General features: G+C 70.7%; 18 protein-coding genes and 1 tRNA gene. 11 read left to right on the top strand and 8 right to left on the bottom strand.

Annotated features, from left to right (window positions below; translation table 11 throughout):
• Positions 1–27 precede the first annotated feature (27 nt).
• Positions 28–549, bottom strand: coding sequence for a MarR family winged helix-turn-helix transcriptional regulator (locus tag ACPXB1_RS07225; RefSeq protein ID WP_355587588.1), 522 nt, complete (start codon positions 547–549; stop codon positions 28–30).
• Between the two features lie 101 nt (positions 550–650).
• Here ACPXB1_RS07225 and ACPXB1_RS07220 point away from each other — a divergent pair, with 101 nt between their 5' ends.
• Together ACPXB1_RS07220 and ACPXB1_RS07215 are read left to right on the top strand one after the other, a co-directional pair.
• Positions 651–1,232 carry a YceI family protein gene (locus ACPXB1_RS07220; protein WP_355628570.1) on the top strand — a complete coding sequence of 194 codons (582 nt, stop codon included), beginning with the start codon at positions 651–653 and terminating at the stop codon, positions 1,230–1,232.
• Positions 1,233–1,513: 281 nt separating this feature from the next.
• Positions 1,514–2,992: a glutamate--cysteine ligase gene (locus tag ACPXB1_RS07215; RefSeq protein ID WP_355587592.1), complete on the top strand. Its 1,479-nt coding sequence runs from the start codon at positions 1,514–1,516 to the stop codon at positions 2,990–2,992.
• A gap of 62 nt (positions 2,993–3,054) precedes the next feature.
• Here ACPXB1_RS07215 and ACPXB1_RS07210 read toward each other — a convergent pair whose 3' ends face one another.
• Entirely contained in the window at positions 3,055–4,527 is a 1,473-nt protein-coding gene (locus ACPXB1_RS07210; protein WP_355628567.1) for a hypothetical protein, read from the bottom strand.
• A 121-nt stretch (positions 4,528–4,648) separates the two neighbouring features.
• Between ACPXB1_RS07210 and ACPXB1_RS07205 the strand changes: the two genes are divergently transcribed.
• Both ACPXB1_RS07205 and ACPXB1_RS07200 read left to right on the top strand, forming a co-directional pair.
• Positions 4,649–5,344 (top strand): PASTA domain-containing protein, encoded by a 696-nt coding sequence (locus ACPXB1_RS07205; protein WP_355587597.1) that lies wholly within the window; start codon positions 4,649–4,651, stop codon positions 5,342–5,344.
• A gap of 157 nt (positions 5,345–5,501) precedes the next feature.
• Positions 5,502–6,290 carry a PASTA domain-containing protein gene (locus ACPXB1_RS07200; protein ID WP_355587600.1) on the top strand — a complete coding sequence of 263 codons (789 nt, stop codon included), beginning with the start codon at positions 5,502–5,504 and terminating at the stop codon, positions 6,288–6,290.
• A 7-nt stretch (positions 6,291–6,297) separates the two neighbouring features.
• On the opposite strand, the gene ACPXB1_RS07195 is transcribed toward ACPXB1_RS07200, so the two are convergent.
• Both ACPXB1_RS07195 and ACPXB1_RS07190 read right to left on the bottom strand, forming a co-directional pair.
• Positions 6,298–6,720 (bottom strand): hypothetical protein, encoded by a 423-nt coding sequence (locus ACPXB1_RS07195; protein ID WP_355628565.1) that lies wholly within the window; start codon positions 6,718–6,720, stop codon positions 6,298–6,300.
• A 104-nt stretch (positions 6,721–6,824) separates the two neighbouring features.
• Positions 6,825–7,109, bottom strand: a complete 285-nt coding sequence (locus ACPXB1_RS07190; RefSeq protein WP_355587604.1) for a hypothetical protein — start codon at positions 7,107–7,109, stop codon at positions 6,825–6,827.
• A gap of 611 nt (positions 7,110–7,720) precedes the next feature.
• Here ACPXB1_RS07190 and ACPXB1_RS07185 point away from each other — a divergent pair.
• From ACPXB1_RS07185 to ACPXB1_RS07175, 3 genes are all read left to right on the top strand, one after another.
• Entirely contained in the window at positions 7,721–8,596 is an 876-nt protein-coding gene (locus ACPXB1_RS07185; protein WP_053651784.1) for a helix-turn-helix domain-containing protein, read from the top strand.
• Positions 8,566–8,787, top strand: a complete 222-nt coding sequence (locus ACPXB1_RS07180) for a DUF397 domain-containing protein (RefSeq protein ID WP_053651787.1) — start codon at positions 8,566–8,568, stop codon at positions 8,785–8,787. The genes ACPXB1_RS07185 and ACPXB1_RS07180 overlap by 31 nt, the downstream gene beginning before the upstream one ends.
• 216 nt (positions 8,788–9,003) lie before the next feature.
• Positions 9,004–9,405 (top strand): hypothetical protein, encoded by a 402-nt coding sequence (locus ACPXB1_RS07175; protein WP_355587608.1) that lies wholly within the window; start codon positions 9,004–9,006, stop codon positions 9,403–9,405.
• Here ACPXB1_RS07175 and ACPXB1_RS07170 read toward each other — a convergent pair.
• Entirely contained in the window at positions 9,373–9,972 is a 600-nt protein-coding gene (locus ACPXB1_RS07170) for a hypothetical protein (RefSeq protein ID WP_355587610.1), read from the bottom strand. The two genes, ACPXB1_RS07175 and ACPXB1_RS07170, sit on opposite strands and share 33 nt — an antisense overlap.
• Before the next feature lie 217 nt (positions 9,973–10,189).
• On the opposite strand from ACPXB1_RS07170, the gene ACPXB1_RS07165 reads away from it, so the two are divergent.
• Complete coding sequence (locus tag ACPXB1_RS07165; protein WP_355628562.1) at positions 10,190–11,746, top strand: S8 family peptidase; 1,557 nt, start codon at positions 10,190–10,192, stop codon at positions 11,744–11,746.
• Between the two features lie 72 nt (positions 11,747–11,818).
• On the opposite strand, the gene ACPXB1_RS07160 is transcribed toward ACPXB1_RS07165, so the two are convergent.
• From ACPXB1_RS07160 to ACPXB1_RS07150, 3 genes are all read right to left on the bottom strand, one after another.
• Positions 11,819–12,625 (bottom strand): WecB/TagA/CpsF family glycosyltransferase, encoded by an 807-nt coding sequence (locus ACPXB1_RS07160; protein WP_355587614.1) that lies wholly within the window; start codon positions 12,623–12,625, stop codon positions 11,819–11,821.
• Positions 12,622–13,737: an NAD-dependent epimerase/dehydratase family protein gene (locus tag ACPXB1_RS07155; RefSeq protein WP_355587617.1), complete on the bottom strand. Its 1,116-nt coding sequence runs from the start codon at positions 13,735–13,737 to the stop codon at positions 12,622–12,624. The genes ACPXB1_RS07160 and ACPXB1_RS07155 overlap by 4 nt, the downstream gene beginning before the upstream one ends.
• A 64-nt stretch (positions 13,738–13,801) precedes the next feature.
• Positions 13,802–13,887: transfer RNA gene (locus tag ACPXB1_RS07150), tRNA-Leu, on the bottom strand.
• 209 nt (positions 13,888–14,096) lie between these two features.
• Between ACPXB1_RS07150 and ACPXB1_RS07145 the strand changes: the two genes are divergently transcribed.
• The 3 genes from ACPXB1_RS07145 to ACPXB1_RS07135 are packed head-to-tail and all read left to right on the top strand — an operon-like array spanning position 14,097 to position 16,837.
• Positions 14,097–14,885: an FhaA domain-containing protein gene (locus tag ACPXB1_RS07145; protein WP_007454122.1), complete on the top strand. Its 789-nt coding sequence runs from the start codon at positions 14,097–14,099 to the stop codon at positions 14,883–14,885.
• Between the two features lie 6 nt (positions 14,886–14,891).
• Positions 14,892–15,380 (top strand): FHA domain-containing protein FhaB/FipA, encoded by a 489-nt coding sequence (locus ACPXB1_RS07140; RefSeq protein WP_355587620.1) that lies wholly within the window; start codon positions 14,892–14,894, stop codon positions 15,378–15,380.
• Positions 15,377–16,837, top strand: a complete 1,461-nt coding sequence (locus ACPXB1_RS07135) for a protein phosphatase 2C domain-containing protein (RefSeq protein WP_355587622.1) — start codon at positions 15,377–15,379, stop codon at positions 16,835–16,837. The genes ACPXB1_RS07140 and ACPXB1_RS07135 overlap by 4 nt, the downstream gene beginning before the upstream one ends.
• The last annotated feature ends 22 nt before the right edge of the window (positions 16,838–16,859 follow it).

Raw genomic sequence — 16,859 nt, 5'->3', positions numbered from 1 at the left:
GTTCACTGGGCGGGAGTGGCTGGCGGGTCAGGCTGTTGCGTCGGGCTCCTCGATGTCGACAAGCTCGTGCCCCGGCGTGACGTCGTCACTGCCGGCGGTGGCACCGGGATGTACGGCGTCCCGTACCCGGCGCAGGCCGTCGAGCAGTGCCGCCAGGGCGTCGGGGTCGAGTTGACCCGTGAACCACTGCTCGATGATCAGCAGGTGCCCGGGCATCGTCTCGTCGAGCCGCTGCATGCCGGCCGCGGTGACCACCGCGTACGAGCTGCGGCGGTCGTTGGGGCAGGCACGGCGGGTGAGCAACCCGTCGCGTTCCATCCGGTCCACCACCCGGGTCACCCCGCTCGTGGACAGGGAGGTCTGGGCGGCCAGGTCGGTCATCCGTAGTTGGTTGCCCGGCGAGCGGGCCAGTCGGGTGATCACCTCGAACTCGACAGCGGACAGGCCGTGCTCTTCCAGTTGGGCGGAGAACCGGGCCGACAGCCCAGCATGCGCCTCGTAGAGCAGGCCGACGGCGGTGATCCGAGGATCGTCGAACACGTTTGTCACTCGCTCATCCTACCAGTTCTTGACAGGGGGAATATTGTTAGAGATATAGTTGCTCAAGCAGCCATTAGGCTACTGAACGAATTCTTCCTGGAGGCTCCAGCATGACCAGCAGCACCGATGCGGTTACCCGCGACTGGGACGGCCTTACCATCCCGGCGCCCGGCACCTACGTGCTGGACGCGGCGCACAAGCGGGTCGGCTTCGTCGTCCGGCACATGATGGTGAGCAAGGTCCGCGGTGAGTTCAACGAGGCAACCGCCACCATCACCGTCGCCGAGGACCCGTTGCAGTCCTCGGTCGTCGCTACCATCCAGGGTGCCAGCATCGACACCACCCAGGCCGACCGGGACGCGCACCTGCGCAGCCCCGAGTTCCTGGAGGTCGAGAAGTACCCGACCCTGGAGTTCCGCAGCACCGGCGTCAAGTCCCGCCGTGGCAACGAGTTCGTCCTCAACGGTGAGTTGACCATCAAGGACGTCACGCGTCCGGTCGAGCTTGAGGTGGAGTTCGAGGGCGTCGGCCGCAGCCCGTTCGGGCAGGACATCTTCGGCTTCTCCGCGAGCACCGAGATCGACCGCGAGGAGTTCGGCCTGACCTGGAACGTCGCCCTGGAGACCGGCGGCGTGCTGGTCGGCAGGAAGATCAAGATCGAGATCGAGGGCGAGGCCATCCGCCAGGCCTGATCCCCTCCGATCACCGGTACGCCGGGCCCACGCCGTACGTCGGCGTGGGCCCGGCGTCGTCTCAGGTTCGTGTGAATTGTCACGAACTGTTCGCATCGTCAGCAGGTGGAACAGGTCGTCGGCGGGGTACAGAGGGCTCCACGAGCGTGCTCGCTCCGGTCGGCGTCGGATCACCGCCGTAGGCCCCTGGCCCTGGCCAGGCGAGCGCTCCTAACGTGGTGGTTCACAATGCGCTTTCCGGGACGGCAGGATCCCGACCGCGCCGGCGTCGGGAGGACACAATGGGCAGGGACGTCTCGCAGGGCGCCTTCACCCGGGAGGACCGCGTCCGCTACCGGCAGAAGGTCCGGCGATGTCTGGACGTCTTCGCCCTGATGCTCGACGACTTCGGGTTCGACGCCGACCGGCCGATGACCGGCCTGGAGATCGAGCTCAACCTGGTCGACTCGGCGGCCGAGCCGGCGATGCGTAACGAGGAGATCCTCGCCGACATCGCCGATCCGCTCTTCCAGACCGAGCTGGGGCAGTTCAACCTGGAACTCAACGCCGAACCCCGGCTGATCGAGGGCAACGGCTTCGCCGACTACGAACACGACCTGCGCAGCAGCCTCTCCCGAGCCGACGAAAGGGCCGCCAAGTCCGACGCGAAGATCGTCCTGGTCGGCATCCTGCCCACTCTCACCGAGGGCCACCTGGTGGAGGACAACCTGTCCACAAACGAGCGCTACCGGGTGCTCAACGACCAGATCGTCGGTGCCCGGGGTGAGGCCATCGAGCTCGACATCCGTGGCGTCGAGCAGTTGCAGACGCACACCGACTCGATCGCCCCCGAGGCGGCCTGCACCAGTCTCCAGTTCCACCTCCAGGTCGCGCCGGACAGCTTCGCCGACTACTGGAACGCGTCCCAGGCCATCGCCGGGGTGCAGGTGGCAGTCGGCGCCAACTCGCCGTTCCTGTACGGCCGCCAGCTTTGGGCCGAAACCCGGATCGCCCTGTTCAAACAGGCAACCGACACCCGTCCGGACGAGCTGAAGGCACAGGGCGTACGTCCCCGGGTGTGGTTCGGCGAGCGGTGGATCACCTCGATCTTCGACCTCTTCGAGGAGAACGTCCGCTACTTCCCGCCACTGCTGCCGATCTGTGAGGACGAGGACCCGGTGGAGGTGCTGCACGCAGGTGGGGTGCCCGAGCTGGGTGAGCTGCGGCTGCACAACGGCACTGTCTACCGGTGGAACCGCCCGATCTACGACATCATGAACGGCCGCCCACACCTGCGGGTGGAGAACCGGGTGCTGCCGGCCGGCCCGACGATTGTCGACATGTTGGCCAACGCGGCCTTCTACTTCGGGCTGGCCCGCGGCCTGGCCGAGTCGGACCGGCCGATCTGGAGTCAGCTCACGTTCAGCTCCGCCGAGGAGAACTTCCACGCGGCGGCCCGGCGCGGCCTGGACGCGGTGCTGCACTGGCCCCGCCTCGGCGACGTACCTGTCACCAAGCTGGTGCTGGACCAGTTGCTGCCCACCGCGGCCACCGGCCTGGACGGGTTCGGTGTCGACCCGGCGCTGCGGGACCGGCTGCTCGGCATCATCGAGCAGCGCTGCCGGACCGGCCGCAACGGTGCCGTGTGGCAGACCGAGGCGGTCTGGGCGGCGGAGCGACGCCGGGGGATGGACCGGACAGCGGCGCTGCACCACATGGTCCAGCGCTACGCCGAACTCCAGCGCAGCAACGAGCCGGTCCACACCTGGCCTGTCGACTGACCCGACCCCCGTCCGGTCGTCGTGCACGCGCACCAGGAGAAGGCCGCCCACCGCTGGCCGGGTCAGTCGGTGCCGGGGCGGGTCGGCCGGCGACGCCGGCCACTCGGGGCGGGGCTCTCGGCCGGCTCGCCGCCGGTGGCGTCGGCCGGATCGGAAAGGTCCGGGTCCGTGCGCGGCGCCGGCACCTTGGGTACGTCCTCGCGGCGCGGAGGAACCGCGCTGCCCCTGGTCGGGGATGCCTCGGCGTCGCGTGGCCGGGGCACTGCGCTGTCCCGACTCCGGGATCGCGTCGCCCGACTCGTCGGCGAGGTGGAGGCGGTGGTGTCGTGCGCGGCGGGGACCCCACCCGACGGCTCGACCGGAAGCGTCCCGACGGTCGACGTCGATCGAGCGTCGGCACCCGCAGCCGTGCCGCTGGCCGGGGGCGGGCCGGCATCGGCTGCCGGGTCCACCGGTTCCGCTGCGGTCGTCTCCCGGCTGGCGGCCCGACGCCGGTCGGCGCGCTCGGCGAGGACGGCGACCAGCACCGAACCGCCGATGCCGGCGATCACCGCGTAGGGGGCGATGAGCTGCGTGGAGAACTGCGCCGGGCCCAGCGTCGCCCAGCGCGGCACCGTGGTCAGGTAGGCGAGCGCCACGAGCAGCGGGCCGGCCGCGCCGGAGGCCGCCGCGCCGACCCGATGCCCACCTTCACGTGCGGCACGGCGGGCGGCGAGCGCACCGATCAACAGCGCGGGAACGAGCGCCAGCAGCGCGCCGGGCCAGTAGAGCTGCCCTCCGATCCAGTACCGCGCGTGGTCCGGATCCAGCTGCCAGGTGCCGAGTTGGGCGCCGGTCAGCCCGCGTCCGACGCGTACCCCGTCGACCACCGAGACCACCGCGAGCAGCCAGAGCCAGGCGGCCGTGGCGGTGACGTTCAGGGCTGCGGTACGCGAGCGCAGCGCCCACAGGGCGACGAGGACGCCGATCAGGATGCCCAGCGTCGCGTGCAGGGCGGCCACCCGCTGCGGCACGCTGGTGTCGGCGCCAACCGCGACCCGGGCCGGCACGGCGACCAGTAGAACGGTGACCAGCCCACCCAGCCCGGCGGCCAGCGCCAAGGCCAGGCTGCGGAGCAGGCCGTCCCGTTCGCCGGGCCGCGGGGCGGACTCCCGCTTCGACCGGCCTGCCCTCGTGCTCGGTGGGTCCTGGGCCTTGTCGGTGCCCTCGACCGGTGTCGTCCGGCCCACCTCGACCGCCGTCGACTCCGCACGGTCAGGCTCGGCAGTGGGGGTCGGCTCGACGCTTGTCGCCGGCGCGGGCTCGGAGCGGTGGTGCAGCCGCTGCGCGCAGACCGCACCGAGCACCGTCGAGCTGGCGGCGAGCCAACTTGCCCAGGCGAGACCGTCCGCCCACGCCGTGTCGTTGGCTCCGGCGTCGGTGGGTGTCCAGGTGATGACGCCCAGTCCGTAGCCGAAGCCCAACTGCGCCGCGCCCGCGCCGGCAGCGACCCCGACCGCGGTCACTATCGATACTCCCCAGCCCCGTCTGGCCATGCCGGGCAGCGTAACGTCCCGTCGTCGACGCGGCGAGTCGCAGCGACCCGCCGGTTTGTACTGTCGGCACAACGGTTGGGCGGCAGACGGTACGGTCGCCGGTGATGAGGCGGTGGGCGGTATGACGGACGCGGACACGGGTCGGCAGGATTCCACCGGAAGCCGGGGCGGCGGCGGTGGTGGCCGGGCCAGCGTGCTGCTCGGCGGCGGGCTTGTCGCCGTACTCCTCGTGGCTGTCGGTGCGACAGGCGGTTGGCTGCTGGCCGGCGAGGGCGACGCGTCCCAGGCTGATCGTCAGGCGGCGGCGAGCCCGACCGCCACGCCGACGGACCGGGCCACCGCGTCGCGACCGGCCACCGGCCGGACCACTCCCGCCGCACCCCGGACGTCCGCCACCACCAAGGGGACGGGACTGACCGTGCCACCGGTGATCGGCACCGACTTCGAGCAGGCGCGCGAGACGCTGCGCAAGCAGCGGCTGGGCTGGAGACTCGTCTTCGGCACCGGCAGCGGCCGCACCGTCGAGAGCACCTCGCCGGCAGTGGGCACCCAGGTGACCCGGGGCACAACCGTGCAACTTCAGGTGACCGGGCCGGCACCGGCAGCCGAGGTGCCCGACGTGGTCGGCGACGAGTGTGCCGAGGCGGCCGACGACCTGGTCGACGCGGGCCTCTACCCGCGCTACCGCAGTGGGCGCAGCGGAGAGGTCAGCCGGCAGGACCCGGCCGAGGACGGCCCGGCCCGCTGGAACGACGAGGTGAGCATCTGGTGCGGGGCTGCAGCGCCGGACCAGCCGACGACGAAACCCACCCCCTGACCCGGCCGGTCCACCGGCGTACCGCTCGGTCGGGCGAGTGCGGCCGACCGTCCTGCGGCACGCGGTTCGCGTCGCTGATCCCGGCCCAGGTCGACCTGGGCGGTTAGGTTGGCGGTCGAGGGCCGTGCCGCCCGCCCGGTTCGGGAAAGGACGTGCGATGAGCGACGACCGCCAGGAGCCGCCCACCGGGGAGCCCGACGACGACCGGACGCACGCCCTACCGCCCCCGGAGCCCGACGCGTCGCCGGACCAGACCATGCCGATCGACAGGACCTCGGCCGCCGGGCGTTCCGGGTCGCCGGACGAGACGATGCCGATCGACAGGGCGGGGCCGCCGGACGACCGGACGGCGCGGATGCCTGTCGAGCGGTCGGCGACGCCGCCGTGGTCCGGGCGCGCCGAGGTGCATGCGCCCCGACCGGCAGAACCCACCGGAGACTGGTACGTCGAAGAGCAGGGCGGCCGGCGCTGGTGGCTGCCGATCCTCTGGGGTGTGCTCGCCCTGCTTCTCGCCGGCCTGCTCGGCGCGGCGGTGTGGGTCCTGCTCGACGCGCGGGACGACGACCCCGACAATCCCGGGCCGACTCCGTCGCTGCCGTCGGCAAGTGCCACCTCGGCAGCGCCGACCAGCGCCGCGCCCACCTCGGCGGCGCCCACAAGCGCGACGCCGAGCAGCCCACCGACGAGCGCCCCGCCGGAGCAGGTGCCGGTGCCGCCGCTGACCGGCCTGACCCAGGCCACTGCCGAAGGGCTGCTGGACCGGCTCGGCCTGGCCTACCGGGTGGTGTACCGGGCGTCGGAGTTGCCGCCGGGGACTGTGGTGAACACCGAGCCGGAGGCGGGCACGTCCGTGTCGACCGACGAGGAGGTGCTGCTGGTGATCTCGCAGGGCCGGCCGTCGACGGGCACCGGCTCAGCCAGCCCGAGCCCGACGAGCACGCCGTGACCGGCGCTCACCACATCCGGCGGCGGGTGCCGACCAGACCGAGCCCGGCCAGCGAGATGGTGAGGCCGAAGAGGCCGGACCAGAACAGTGAGCGGCGGACGTCCGTCGCGTTGTGCCGGGCCGGAGCCGCGTCGGTGGTTTCCTGCTGGCTGTCGGACTGACCGCCGGCACCGACGCCGGCGGCCGGGCCGGTCGTTTCGGGCTGTCCCTCCGGTGGCTCGGCGCCGATCCAGCCGGCGTCGTCAGCCGGGTCGGAGTCCACCACGGTGATCTCGGGAGCCGGCACCGGAGTGACCAGACGTGTGGACGACAGCGCCGGGTCGCGGGCCAGGACCACGAGGATGGTCACGGCCCCGAGCAGGGCGAGAAGTCCGAGAGCAATGGTGATACGGGAGCGGTGGTGCCGCCGCATGGCGGGCTGATTGACCATGAACCATCCCAGGCTCAGGGTCCTGGACGTGCGGTGGAACGGTGCCGGGGTGGGCGTACCAATTCTATGGCGACGGCACGCCCACCGGCGGCGGATCGGGCTGGTCAGCCAACTGCAACCGGGGTACGGGCGACCGACCGCCGGGCCCGTACGGTGTGCGGGCGGGGCTGCGGTGCGGCCTGCACCTGGTGCAGCCCTTCCCGCTGGACGAAGATCGACCGTCGGTTGACAGCGTCGCCAGCGGTGTTGAGTTCGTAGCCGTCGAGCCAGAGCCAGCCGTCGTAGGTCGGCCACTCCAGCACCCTGATCACCCGGAACATGATGGGCCTGAGGAACTGGACACTCGCTGCGCGAGTCACATGCAGTACGTCACCGGAGCGGGGAAGCACATGGGCTCCTGGGAGGGTCGGCCGGCGAGGCGCCGGCGGTGACTTTCGGGGACGTCATGGCCCGGTGACGGGGTCGCGCCTCGTGGGCCGGTGGAGCGAGGTGGCGGTGGTCGGGCCGTACCCGCTGGTGGCGTGCCGCCACCCGACCATCACCTGACCGCCTCCGGGAACCGCGCCCACCGCCACAGCCGGCTGGCTTGCAGCGGTGGGGTCTTTACCCCCGGGGCAGATCTGTGTGTCGCTGGCCGGGCCCGTGCCCCGAGCAACGCCCCGGGTCACCACACCCGGAGAGCGGATCGGAACGCTGAGTGATCCGTGCCATACGGACAGAGTGCATCAGTGACGTGCTTCATGCAAGTTGCACGTCGACTTTTGCCAATACGTGAGTCCGACACGCAAATCGCTGCTTGAAGGCGTACGCGTGCTGGCGTCACACTAGGGGCCGGTTTCGCCGTCGCGGCCGTCCGATGCCGGGCACCACACCCCTCGCCGCGAACGCCCGCCGGTCGACGGTCGCGCCTCCGGCGGGCGGCAGCCAGTGGCGCGTCGACCGGAGGTAGCCCGAGTGGGGTCGAGCAACCAGCGGAAGCCTCGGACGCAGAGGTCGCGCGATGAGTGAGCGGCGCAGCCCGACCATCAGGCGGCGGAGGCTCGGTGCGGAGTTGCGCCGGCAGCGGGAGTCGGCAGGCATCACCATCGAGGTCGTTGCCGAGCAGTTGGAGTGCTCGGCGTCCAAGGTCTCCCGGATCGAGACCGGGCACACCACTGCCACGCCGCGCGACGTGCGGGACATGCTGCGGATCTACGGCGTGGTGGGCGCCGAGAGCGACGAACTCGTGCAGATCGCCCGGGAGGCACGCCAGAAGGGGTGGTGGCACCCGTACAGCACGGTGCTCGTCGGGGCGTACGTCGGGCTGGAGGCCGCCGCGAGTTCGATCCGGGCGTACGAGCAGCAGGTGGTCCCCGGTCTGCTGGAGACCGAGGAGTACGCCGGTGCCATGATCCGCGCCGCCCGCCCGGACTTCACCGCCGACCAGGTGCACCAGCGGGTGCGTGTCCGTCTCGGCCGCCAGTCGTTATTGACCCAGGACGATCCGGTCGATCTGTGGGTGGTGCTCGATGAGGCGGTGGTAAGCAGGCCGGTGGGCGGGGACGAGGTGATGCGTGGCCAGCTCAGGCGGTTGGTCGAAGTGGCCGAGTTGCCGAACGTGACGCTACAGATCCTGCCCTTCGAGGTGGGAGCGCACGCAGGCATGGACGGGACCTTCACGATCCTCAGCTTCCCCGAGCCCGGTGATCCGGATGTGGTGTACGCGGAGAACGCCACGGGTGGGCTCTTCCTCGAGAAGAGCGACGAACTGCAGAAGTACAGCTTCATCTTCGATCACATCCGTGCTGCGGCCATTCGTCCGGAGGAGTCCGTCGCACACATCGCAAAACTGGCAGAGGAGCCGAGATGGCGACCAAGGGGTTCCCCGTGGACCTGACGCAGGCAACGTGGTTCAAGAGCTCGAAGAGCGGGCCGAACTGTGACAACTGCGTGGAGGTGGCGTACGTGACCGGGGCTGTCGGAGTTCGGGACTCGAAGGACAAGGCCGGTCCGGCTCTGGTCTTCGCTCCCGGTGACTGGCACGCCTTCGTCGCCGGCGCCAGGGGTGGTGTGTTGAGCGCGTCCTGACCCGGAGGTCAGCTGAGGTCCCCGTCCGGCCCCGGCCGGGCGGGGACCTTCCGCGTCCCCGGTTGCGGGCTGTCCGGCCGCCGGATCGACAGGTGCGGGCGAGGTTCCGCCGGGATTCCCGTCGCCACAGCGGGTCCGCCTCGTTGAACCGGTCGGTACGGCGGCTGGATCACGACCCGCCGCACCGACCGCACCCGAACGAGGTAGGCGAGACGGATGACGACGATCGGTTCAGACAACCTCACCAACGGTCCGGGCAAGCCGGAGCGGTTCGGTGGCAAGTACCGCGGGGCACGTCGGGACACCGTACTGACCGAGGTGGTCTCGACCGAGCAGGAGTTGAGCGGCCGGGAGTCGACGGACTCCGAGGCGGGCGATGCGCCGCTCTCGCTGCCCTCGCTGGACCCGAACCCGCTTGTCGAGCCGTCGTTCCCGCCGACCGGCTGGCCGGTGGAGCCCACCGCGTCGCTGGCCGACCACCCGCTGCTGCGTGGCCTGCTTATGGAGTTGCCCCCGAAGGGCAGCGTGCCGCCGCCGGGTTGGCTGGACCGCTGGTTCGAGGCGACCCGGGCGATCCTGGAGTTGCTATACGTGCAGGGGTCCGGTCGCCCGCGCTGAGCGTGGCGCGGTCTGCTGGGTCCGCTCGGCGAGCCGGTTGTGCCGGAGCGCGTGCCGGACGCCGATGGCGGCCACCGCGAGTGCGCCGACGGTGATCGCCGGCCCGGCGACGCCGGGCTCCGCGCCGAGGTCCGCGCCGGCCGCCGCGATCACCGCGGGCATTGTCGCAAGGGCGGTCACCTGCAACGGCAACCCGACGAGCGGGTGCGCTGCGGCGGCGCGCAGCCCGTGCGGGGCGGGCGTGCCGGGTGCCGTATCGAACGCCCCGGCCCCGGCCCGGAGGCGGCGGATCCGCCGCAGGGAGCAGATTGCCACCACGAGCGCCGGCCCGGTGGCGAGGGCGAGGGCGGCGGCGGCCCGGTCGACAGGCGCGGTGCCGGCGCTGAACAGCCCGCCGACGGCCACCGCCGCGACGAGCGTCACGCCGGTCAGTGCCAGTGCCAGCAACAATCCGGTACGCCGTCGCAGAGCGCTCGCGTCGCGCAGCCGGGGCAGTCGGTCGGCCAGGACCCCGGCGGCCAGCCAGACGGCGGCTACCGGCAACAGGATGGCGAGCTGACTTTCCATGTCGGAGAGTCTTTCCCGATTCGACGCTCGGCGAATCCGGGCCGGTCCCCGGTTCGCCCCGGAAGCCCGCCCCGTAGGGGGTCATCCCATCAAGGTGATGGACGTTTCGACATGTTTCTTTGGCCGACCGTGCCGATCTACCCTCGGCTAGATCGGCAAGTGTCGATCGAGTTGATCGGCGGCCGCGTTTCGCCGCCGGTCGGAGGGAGGTAGGGAAATGGGTCTTCCACGCAGGTCCGTACTGGTCGGGGTGGCGACGGCGACAGTGCTGGCCGTCGGTACCCCCGCCCTGGCCGCCGAGCCCGTCGGCGTGGTCCGGGAGGCCGGCGGAGCCACCGCCGTGCAGGACAGCTACATCGTCGTCCTCAAGGACAGCGCCGTCACCCGCAGCCGGGTCGGCGACGCCGCGAAGCGGCTGACCGGCAGGCACGGAGGGTCGATCGCCCGCACCTACGGTACGGCGCTGCGTGGCTTCGAGGTCACCGTCAGCGCGAAGGCGGCGGCCCGGATCGCCGCCGACCCGGATGTGGCGTACGTCGAGCAGAACCACACCGTGTCGATCTCCGGAACGCAGGCCAACCCGCCCTCCTGGGGTCTCGACCGGATCGATCAGCGCAACCGGCCGCTGGACAGCTCCTACACCTACCCGAACACGGCGAGCAACGTGCACGCCTACATCATCGACACCGGCATCCGCTTCGCCCACAGCGACTTCGGCGGCCGGGCCACCTCCGGCTTCGACGCTGTCGACGGCGGAGCGGCCGACGACTGCAACGGGCACGGCACGCACGTCGCCGGCACCGTCGGCGGTTCCGCGTACGGCGTCGCGAAGGGCGTTCAACTCGTCGGCGTACGGGTGCTGAACTGCTCCGGCAGTGGCACCAACGCCGGTGTGATCGCCGGCGTCGACTGGGTCACCCAGAACGCGATCAAGCCGGCCGTGGCGAACATGAGCCTCGGCGGTGGCGCTAACAGCTCCCTGGACACCGCGGTTCGCAACTCGATCGCGTCGGGTGTGACGTACGGCCTCGCGGCAGGCAACGACAGCGGCGCGAACGCCTGCAACACCTCGCCGGCCCGCACCGCCGAGGCCATCACCGTGGGCTCGACGACGAACACCGACGCGCGTTCGTCGTTCTCCAACATCGGCACCTGCCTGGACATCTTCGCGCCCGGGTCGTCGATCACGTCGGCCTGGCACACAAGCAACACCGCGACGAACACGATCAGCGGCACCTCGATGGCCACGCCGCACGTCGTGGGCGCGGCTGCCCTGGTGGCCAGCGCCAACCCGAGCTGGACGCCGCAGCAGGTCCGGGACCAACTGGTCGCCAACGCCACCCCCAACGTGGTCACCAGTCCCGGCAGCGGCTCGCCGAACCTGCTGCTCTACGTCGGCAGCGGCGGCACCACTCCGCCCCCGCCCACCGGCTGCACCGGCACCAACGCCACCGACGTGACGATCCCGGACGCCGGGTCGGCCGTCACCAGCACGATCACCATCTCCGGGTGCGGCCGTAGCGCCTCGTCGGCCTCCACTGTGGCGGTGAACATCGTGCACACGTACCGCGGTGACCTGGTCATCGACCTGCTCGCCCCGGACGGTAGCTCGTACCGGTTGAAGAACTCGGGCTCGGACAGCGCCGACAACGTGATCGCCACGTACACGGTCAACCTGTCCAGCGAGGCCGCCGACGGCACGTGGCGGCTCCAGGTTCGTGACGTGTACTCGGCCGACACCGGCTACATCAACAGCTGGACCCTGACCGTCTGACCGGTCCCCGCACGACACGAGGCCCCACCCGCTCGGGTGGGGCCTCGCGCCGTACGCGAAATCGGGAAGCCGTCAGACCGCGAAGGTCGCCGGTCGCTCGGTGGCCGGGGCCGGCGGGCGGGCCTTCCACAGGCCGGTCTTCTGCCCGGCGAGCCGGGCCAGGTAGGCGGGGTTGAGGATCACGTAACGCTTCCAGAGGCGCTTCGGCTCCAGACCGAGCCGCCAGAACCACTCCAGGCCGGCACGCTGCATCCACGGCGGAGGCTGGCGCAGCAGCCCTGCGTGGTAGTCGAAGGCCGCGCCGACCGCCATCAGCGGCATGTCGAGCAGCGGACGCATGGCGTACGCGAAGACCTCCTGGCGCGGGCAGCCGAGCCCGACCAGGACGAGCCGGGCACCGCTGGACCGGATGCGGTCGGCGATCTCGGCGTCCTCGCCCGGCTGGACGGCACGGAACTTCGACGGCTCCACGCCGGCGATCTTCAGCGCCGGGAACATCCGCTCCAACGCGGGGATCAGCTTGGCAAGCGTCTCCTCGGTCGAGCCGTACAGGTAGACCGGCAGTCCCTCGTCGGCGAAGCGGGAGAGCACGTGCAGGGTGAGCGTCGGCCCGTAGACCCGGTCGGTGAGCCCGGCGTTGTGCAGCAGGTTGAGCGCCCAGCGCACCGGCTGCCCATCCGGGGTGACCATGTCGAAGGAGTTGAGCCGCGCGTTGTGCGGCGGGTCCAGCACGCCGGTCATCACGCCGTGCACGGCCAGCGCGGTGAGCGCGAACGGGCGCCGCTCGTGCGCCGCGGTCACCACCGCGTCGGTGGCCGAGGTGTAGTCGGTGGCGTCGACCAGGACGCCGAGCACGTTGCGCTTGGTCTGTGCGGTCATGACTGCGGCACCCACTTGTCCACGTTGGCCTCGTAGATCTCCCGCAGGATCATCGGCACGTCGTACGTGATCTTCCAGTCCGGGTAGTGCTCCTCGAAGCGTCCCATGCTGCTGACGTACCACTGGTGGTCGCCGGTGCGGGCCTGCTCGACGTAGTTGATCCGCGCCTCGCGGCCGGTGATCTCCTCGGCGATGCGGAACGCCTCGATGTGGGACGTGTTGGAGTGCCGGCCGCCGCCCAGGTTGTAGACCTCGGCCGAGCGGGGCGCCCGGAAGAACGCCTCGAACGCTGTCAACACGTCGTGCGAGTGGATCGCGTCGCGGACCATCTTGCCCTTGTAGCCGAACAGGTTGTACGTCCGGCCCTCCATGACGCAGCGCATCAGGTACGCCAGGAACCCGTGCAGTTCGGCTGCCGAGTGCGCCGGGCCGGTGAGCGTGCCGCCCCGGAAACAGGCGGTCTTCATGTCGAAGTAGCGGCCGTACTCCTGAACCATCACGTCCGCGGCGACCTTCGAGGCGCCGAAGACCGAGTGCAACGAGTGGTCGATCGACATGTCCTCGGTGATGCCCTCGTACCAGCGGTGGTCCTCGGGCAACTCGTACCGGGTGTCCAGCTCGACAAGCGGAAGGCTGTTGGGCCGGTCGCCGTAGACCTTGTTCGTCGAGCAGTGGATGAACGGCGCGTCGATCGCATGCCGCCGGGTGTTCTCCAGCATGTTGAGCGTGCCGCCGGCGTTCACGTCGAAGTCCGTGTACGGCTCCTTGGCCGCCCAGTCGTGACTCGGCTGCGCCGCGCTGTGGATCACCACGGCGATGTCCGGGCCGTACTTCTTGAAGACCTGCTCGAGGCCGTCGCGGTCCCGGATGTCCACGGCGAAGTGGGTGTACGAGTCACCCAGGTCCCGGCTCAGCCGCTCCAGGCTCCACGAGGTGGAGCCGTCCTCGCCGAAGAAGTACCGGCGCATGTCGTTGTCGATGCCGACGACGTCCAGGCCGAGACCGGCGAAGTGCCGGACCGCCTCGGAGCCGATCAGACCACCCGAGCCGGTCACCAACGCGACAGTCACACGCCACTCCTGGTCCATCGGAGGCAGAATCCATCGGAGCATAGCGTGATGTCCGGCACGCCCCGATACGACGGAAGGGCCCCGCATTCCGCGGAGCCCTCGTCTCTGGTGGGGATGGGGGGAGTTGAACCCCCACGCCCTTTCGGGCACACGGACCTGAACCGTGCGCGTCTGCCATTCCGCCACATCCCCGTGGCACAACCCGGACCACTCTAGCCGCCCTGAGCCTGCTGTCTCCAACAGGACCCCGGAGATACTAGGCTGTTCCGGGTGCTCGCCACGACCGGTTACCGTTCGTGGCGGACGAAAGAGTAGCACGGCATTCCCGGCCCTTCCGAACAGGCCGGTAACAGGCGGGCCGAGCGGCGTGTGAGCTGCGCGCGCGCCGGCCGGATACCATCATGTCCTCGGGACCCGAGGAGGAGCCGGTGAGCGTGCTGCAACGCTTCGAGAAGCGTCTGGAAGGCCTGGTCGAAGGGGCCTTCGCCAAGGTCTTCAAAGGGGTGGTCCACCCCGTGGAGATCCTCAATGCCATGCAGCGGGAGGCTGAGGCGCACAAGGCGATCCTGGCCGGTGGGCGGACGCTGGTGCCCAACCGCTACGTGATCGATCTCTCGCCGTTCGACCACAGTCGGCTCGCACCGTATGCCGCCGCGCTGGCCCAGGAACTGGCCCAGTCGCAGGCGGAGTTCATCGGCGAGCAGGCCTGGACGGTCTACGGCGACGTGATCGTCGAGATCGAGCGGGGCGAGGGGCTGGACACGGGAATGTTCCGGGTCACCGCCGAGGTCTACACCGGCGGCGAGGTCGCCCCGGTGTCGGCGCCCGGCTACGACGCCGGCCCGCCCGCCTATCCCGCGTACGACCAGGGCGGGGGCTACGGTCCGCCGCCCGGGCACGGTGGTGGCCGCAACGTGCGGCTGGTCTCCGGCGACGGCCGTACGTACCCCCTCCAGATGGGGTCGACGGTGATCGGTCGCGGTGACCAGGCGAACCTGCGCCTGCCCGACGTCGGCATCTCCCGGCGACACGCCCGGCTGGATTTCGACGGCGGCCAGGTCGTGCTTACCGACCTGGGTTCCACGAACGGCACCATGGTCAACGGGCAGCGGGTCTCCGCCGTCGCACTGAACCCCGGTGACATGGTCCAGCTCGGCACCACGACGCTGACCTTCCGCGTGGACGGCTGAGCCGCCTTGCCGGCACTGGTCATCACCGTCGCCCGGTTCGGTTTCCTGATCCTCCTGTGGATCTTCGTATTCACGGTGGTCGGTGTGATCCGTCGGGACCTCTTCGCGGGAGCCCGGTCCGGTCGCCTGGTGGCGGCACCACGAGCGGTCGGTGCCTCGACGGGGCAGCAGGCGGCCAAACCAGCAAAGGTGAAGCGGGGTCGGGCGGCCCATCAACTGGTGGTGACCGCAGGTCAACTGGCCGGCACCCGGATCACCCTCGGCGAAGCGCAGATCACGATCGGTCGGGCCGAGGATTCCACGCTGGTCATCACCGACGACTACGCCTCCGCGCGGCATGCCCGGCTCGTGCCGCGCGAGGGGCAGTGGTTCGTCGAGGACCTTGGCTCGACTAACGGGACATACCTCGATCGCGCTAAGGTCACCGGACCAACCCCCGTCCCCCTCGGCGTGCCGATCCGGATCGGCCGCACTTCCCTCGAATTACGGCCATGACTCTGACCCTGCGCTATGCGGCCCACAGCGACCGCGGTCTGATCCGTGACGGCAATCAAGACTCCGTCTACGCCGGGCCGCGGCTACTCGCCGTTGCCGACGGCATGGGCGGTATGGCCGCCGGTGACGTCGCCAGCAACATCGTCATCGGTGCCATGGCGCCGCTCGACGAGGACGTCCCAGGGGACGCCCTCGTCGATGCGTTGCGTTCGGCCGTGGGCACCGCCAACCAACAGCTCCGCGACACGGTGGACGCCAACCCGCAGTTGGAGGGGATGGGCACCACGCTGACGGCGACCCTCTTCTCCGGCAGCAAGCTGGGGATGGTCCACATCGGCGACTCGCGGGCCTATCTGCTGCGCAACGGTGAGTTCTCCCAGATCACCAAGGACGACACGTACGTCCAGATGCTCGTCGACGAGGGCCGGATCAGCGCCGAGGAGGCGAGCAGCCACCCGCAGCGGTCGCTGCTGACCCGCGCCTTGGACGGCCGGGACATCGACCCCGAATATTCGGTGCGTCAGGTGCTGCCCGGTGACCGTTACCTGATCTGCAGCGATGGCCTGTCGGGTGTGGTCAGCGCCGAGACGATCGGTGAGTCCCTGCGGGAGTACACCGACCCGCAGCAGTGCGTCGAGCGTCTGGTTCAGCTCGCCCTGCGCGGCGGCGGCCCCGACAACATCACGGTGATCATCGCCGACGCCACCGACCACGACATCGTCGAGGCGACCCCGATCGTCGGCGGCGCTGCCGCCCGGGACCGGGGCATGGCCACCTCCGCCGACAACTCGACCCCTGCCGCCCGGGCCTCGGCGCTCTCCGCGCCGCGCCCAGCTGTGCCGGAGGAGCCGGCGTCCTCGGACGACGAGCCGGAGCAGCGTAGGCACCGGCCGGTTCGGGCCACCGCCATGGCGCTCGCCATCCTGGTGATCATCGGCGGCGGTCTCTTCGCCGGCTGGACGTACACCCAACGCCAGTACTACGTGGGTGCCACCGAGGAAGGGCAGGTCGCTGTCTTCCGGGGCATCCAGGGGCAGATCGCCGGGATGGACCTCTCCACCGTGCACCGCACAAGCGGCACCCGGTTGGACGACCTCACCGTCGCCGCTCAGGACACCGTCAAGGTGGGCATCCGGGCCAAGAGCGAGCCGGACGCCGAGCGTCAGCTCGCCGAGCTGACGAGCGACACCCCGACCAACCCGAACCTGAAGCCGATCTGCCCGCCCGACCCGACGGCGGTGGGCGGCACGACGTCGCCCTCGCCGACAACTGCCCTTCCCGGGACCACCCCGGAGCCGAACGGCAGCCCCAGCGCCGGGGCGCCGGCGACCCCCAACGGGGTCGTCAGCGCAAGCCCGACCATCGCGGCCACCGATCTGACCTCCCCATCCGACGCCACGCCCTCCGACTCGACAGCGCCGGGGCTCGACCCGGCCGGCTGCCGGTCTCCTGAGTGAGCGTCGGCTGAGATCCCAAGGA

Origin of the sequence: Micromonospora sp. DT68 (assembly GCF_049847245.1) — a bacterium.
Taxonomy (GTDB): domain Bacteria; phylum Actinomycetota; class Actinomycetes; order Mycobacteriales; family Micromonosporaceae; genus Micromonospora; species Micromonospora profundi.
This window is presented reverse-complemented; position numbering and strand designations above follow the sequence as displayed.

Coding starts and splice junctions, on each gene's coding strand:
- ACPXB1_RS07220 (WP_355628570.1), top strand. CDS start 651: ATGACCAGCAGCACCGATGCGGTTACCCGCGACTGGGACGGCCTTACC.
- ACPXB1_RS07215 (WP_355587592.1), top strand. CDS start 1,514: ATGGGCAGGGACGTCTCGCAGGGCGCCTTCACCCGGGAGGACCGCGTC.
- ACPXB1_RS07210 (WP_355628567.1), bottom strand. CDS start 4,527: ATGGCCAGACGGGGCTGGGGAGTATCGATAGTGACCGCGGTCGGGGTC.
- ACPXB1_RS07205 (WP_355587597.1), top strand. CDS start 4,649: ATGACGGACGCGGACACGGGTCGGCAGGATTCCACCGGAAGCCGGGGC.
- ACPXB1_RS07200 (WP_355587600.1), top strand. CDS start 5,502: ATGAGCGACGACCGCCAGGAGCCGCCCACCGGGGAGCCCGACGACGAC.
- ACPXB1_RS07195 (WP_355628565.1), bottom strand. CDS start 6,720: ATGGTCAATCAGCCCGCCATGCGGCGGCACCACCGCTCCCGTATCACC.
- ACPXB1_RS07185 (WP_053651784.1), top strand. CDS start 7,721: ATGAGTGAGCGGCGCAGCCCGACCATCAGGCGGCGGAGGCTCGGTGCG.
- ACPXB1_RS07180 (WP_053651787.1), top strand. CDS start 8,566: ATGGCGACCAAGGGGTTCCCCGTGGACCTGACGCAGGCAACGTGGTTC.
- ACPXB1_RS07175 (WP_355587608.1), top strand. CDS start 9,004: ATGACGACGATCGGTTCAGACAACCTCACCAACGGTCCGGGCAAGCCG.
- ACPXB1_RS07170 (WP_355587610.1), bottom strand. CDS start 9,972: ATGGAAAGTCAGCTCGCCATCCTGTTGCCGGTAGCCGCCGTCTGGCTG.
- ACPXB1_RS07165 (WP_355628562.1), top strand. CDS start 10,190: ATGGGTCTTCCACGCAGGTCCGTACTGGTCGGGGTGGCGACGGCGACA.
- ACPXB1_RS07160 (WP_355587614.1), bottom strand. CDS start 12,625: ATGACCGCACAGACCAAGCGCAACGTGCTCGGCGTCCTGGTCGACGCC.
- ACPXB1_RS07155 (WP_355587617.1), bottom strand. CDS start 13,737: ATGCTCCGATGGATTCTGCCTCCGATGGACCAGGAGTGGCGTGTGACT.
- ACPXB1_RS07145 (WP_007454122.1), top strand. CDS start 14,097: ATGTCCTCGGGACCCGAGGAGGAGCCGGTGAGCGTGCTGCAACGCTTC.
- ACPXB1_RS07135 (WP_355587622.1), top strand. CDS start 15,377: ATGACTCTGACCCTGCGCTATGCGGCCCACAGCGACCGCGGTCTGATC.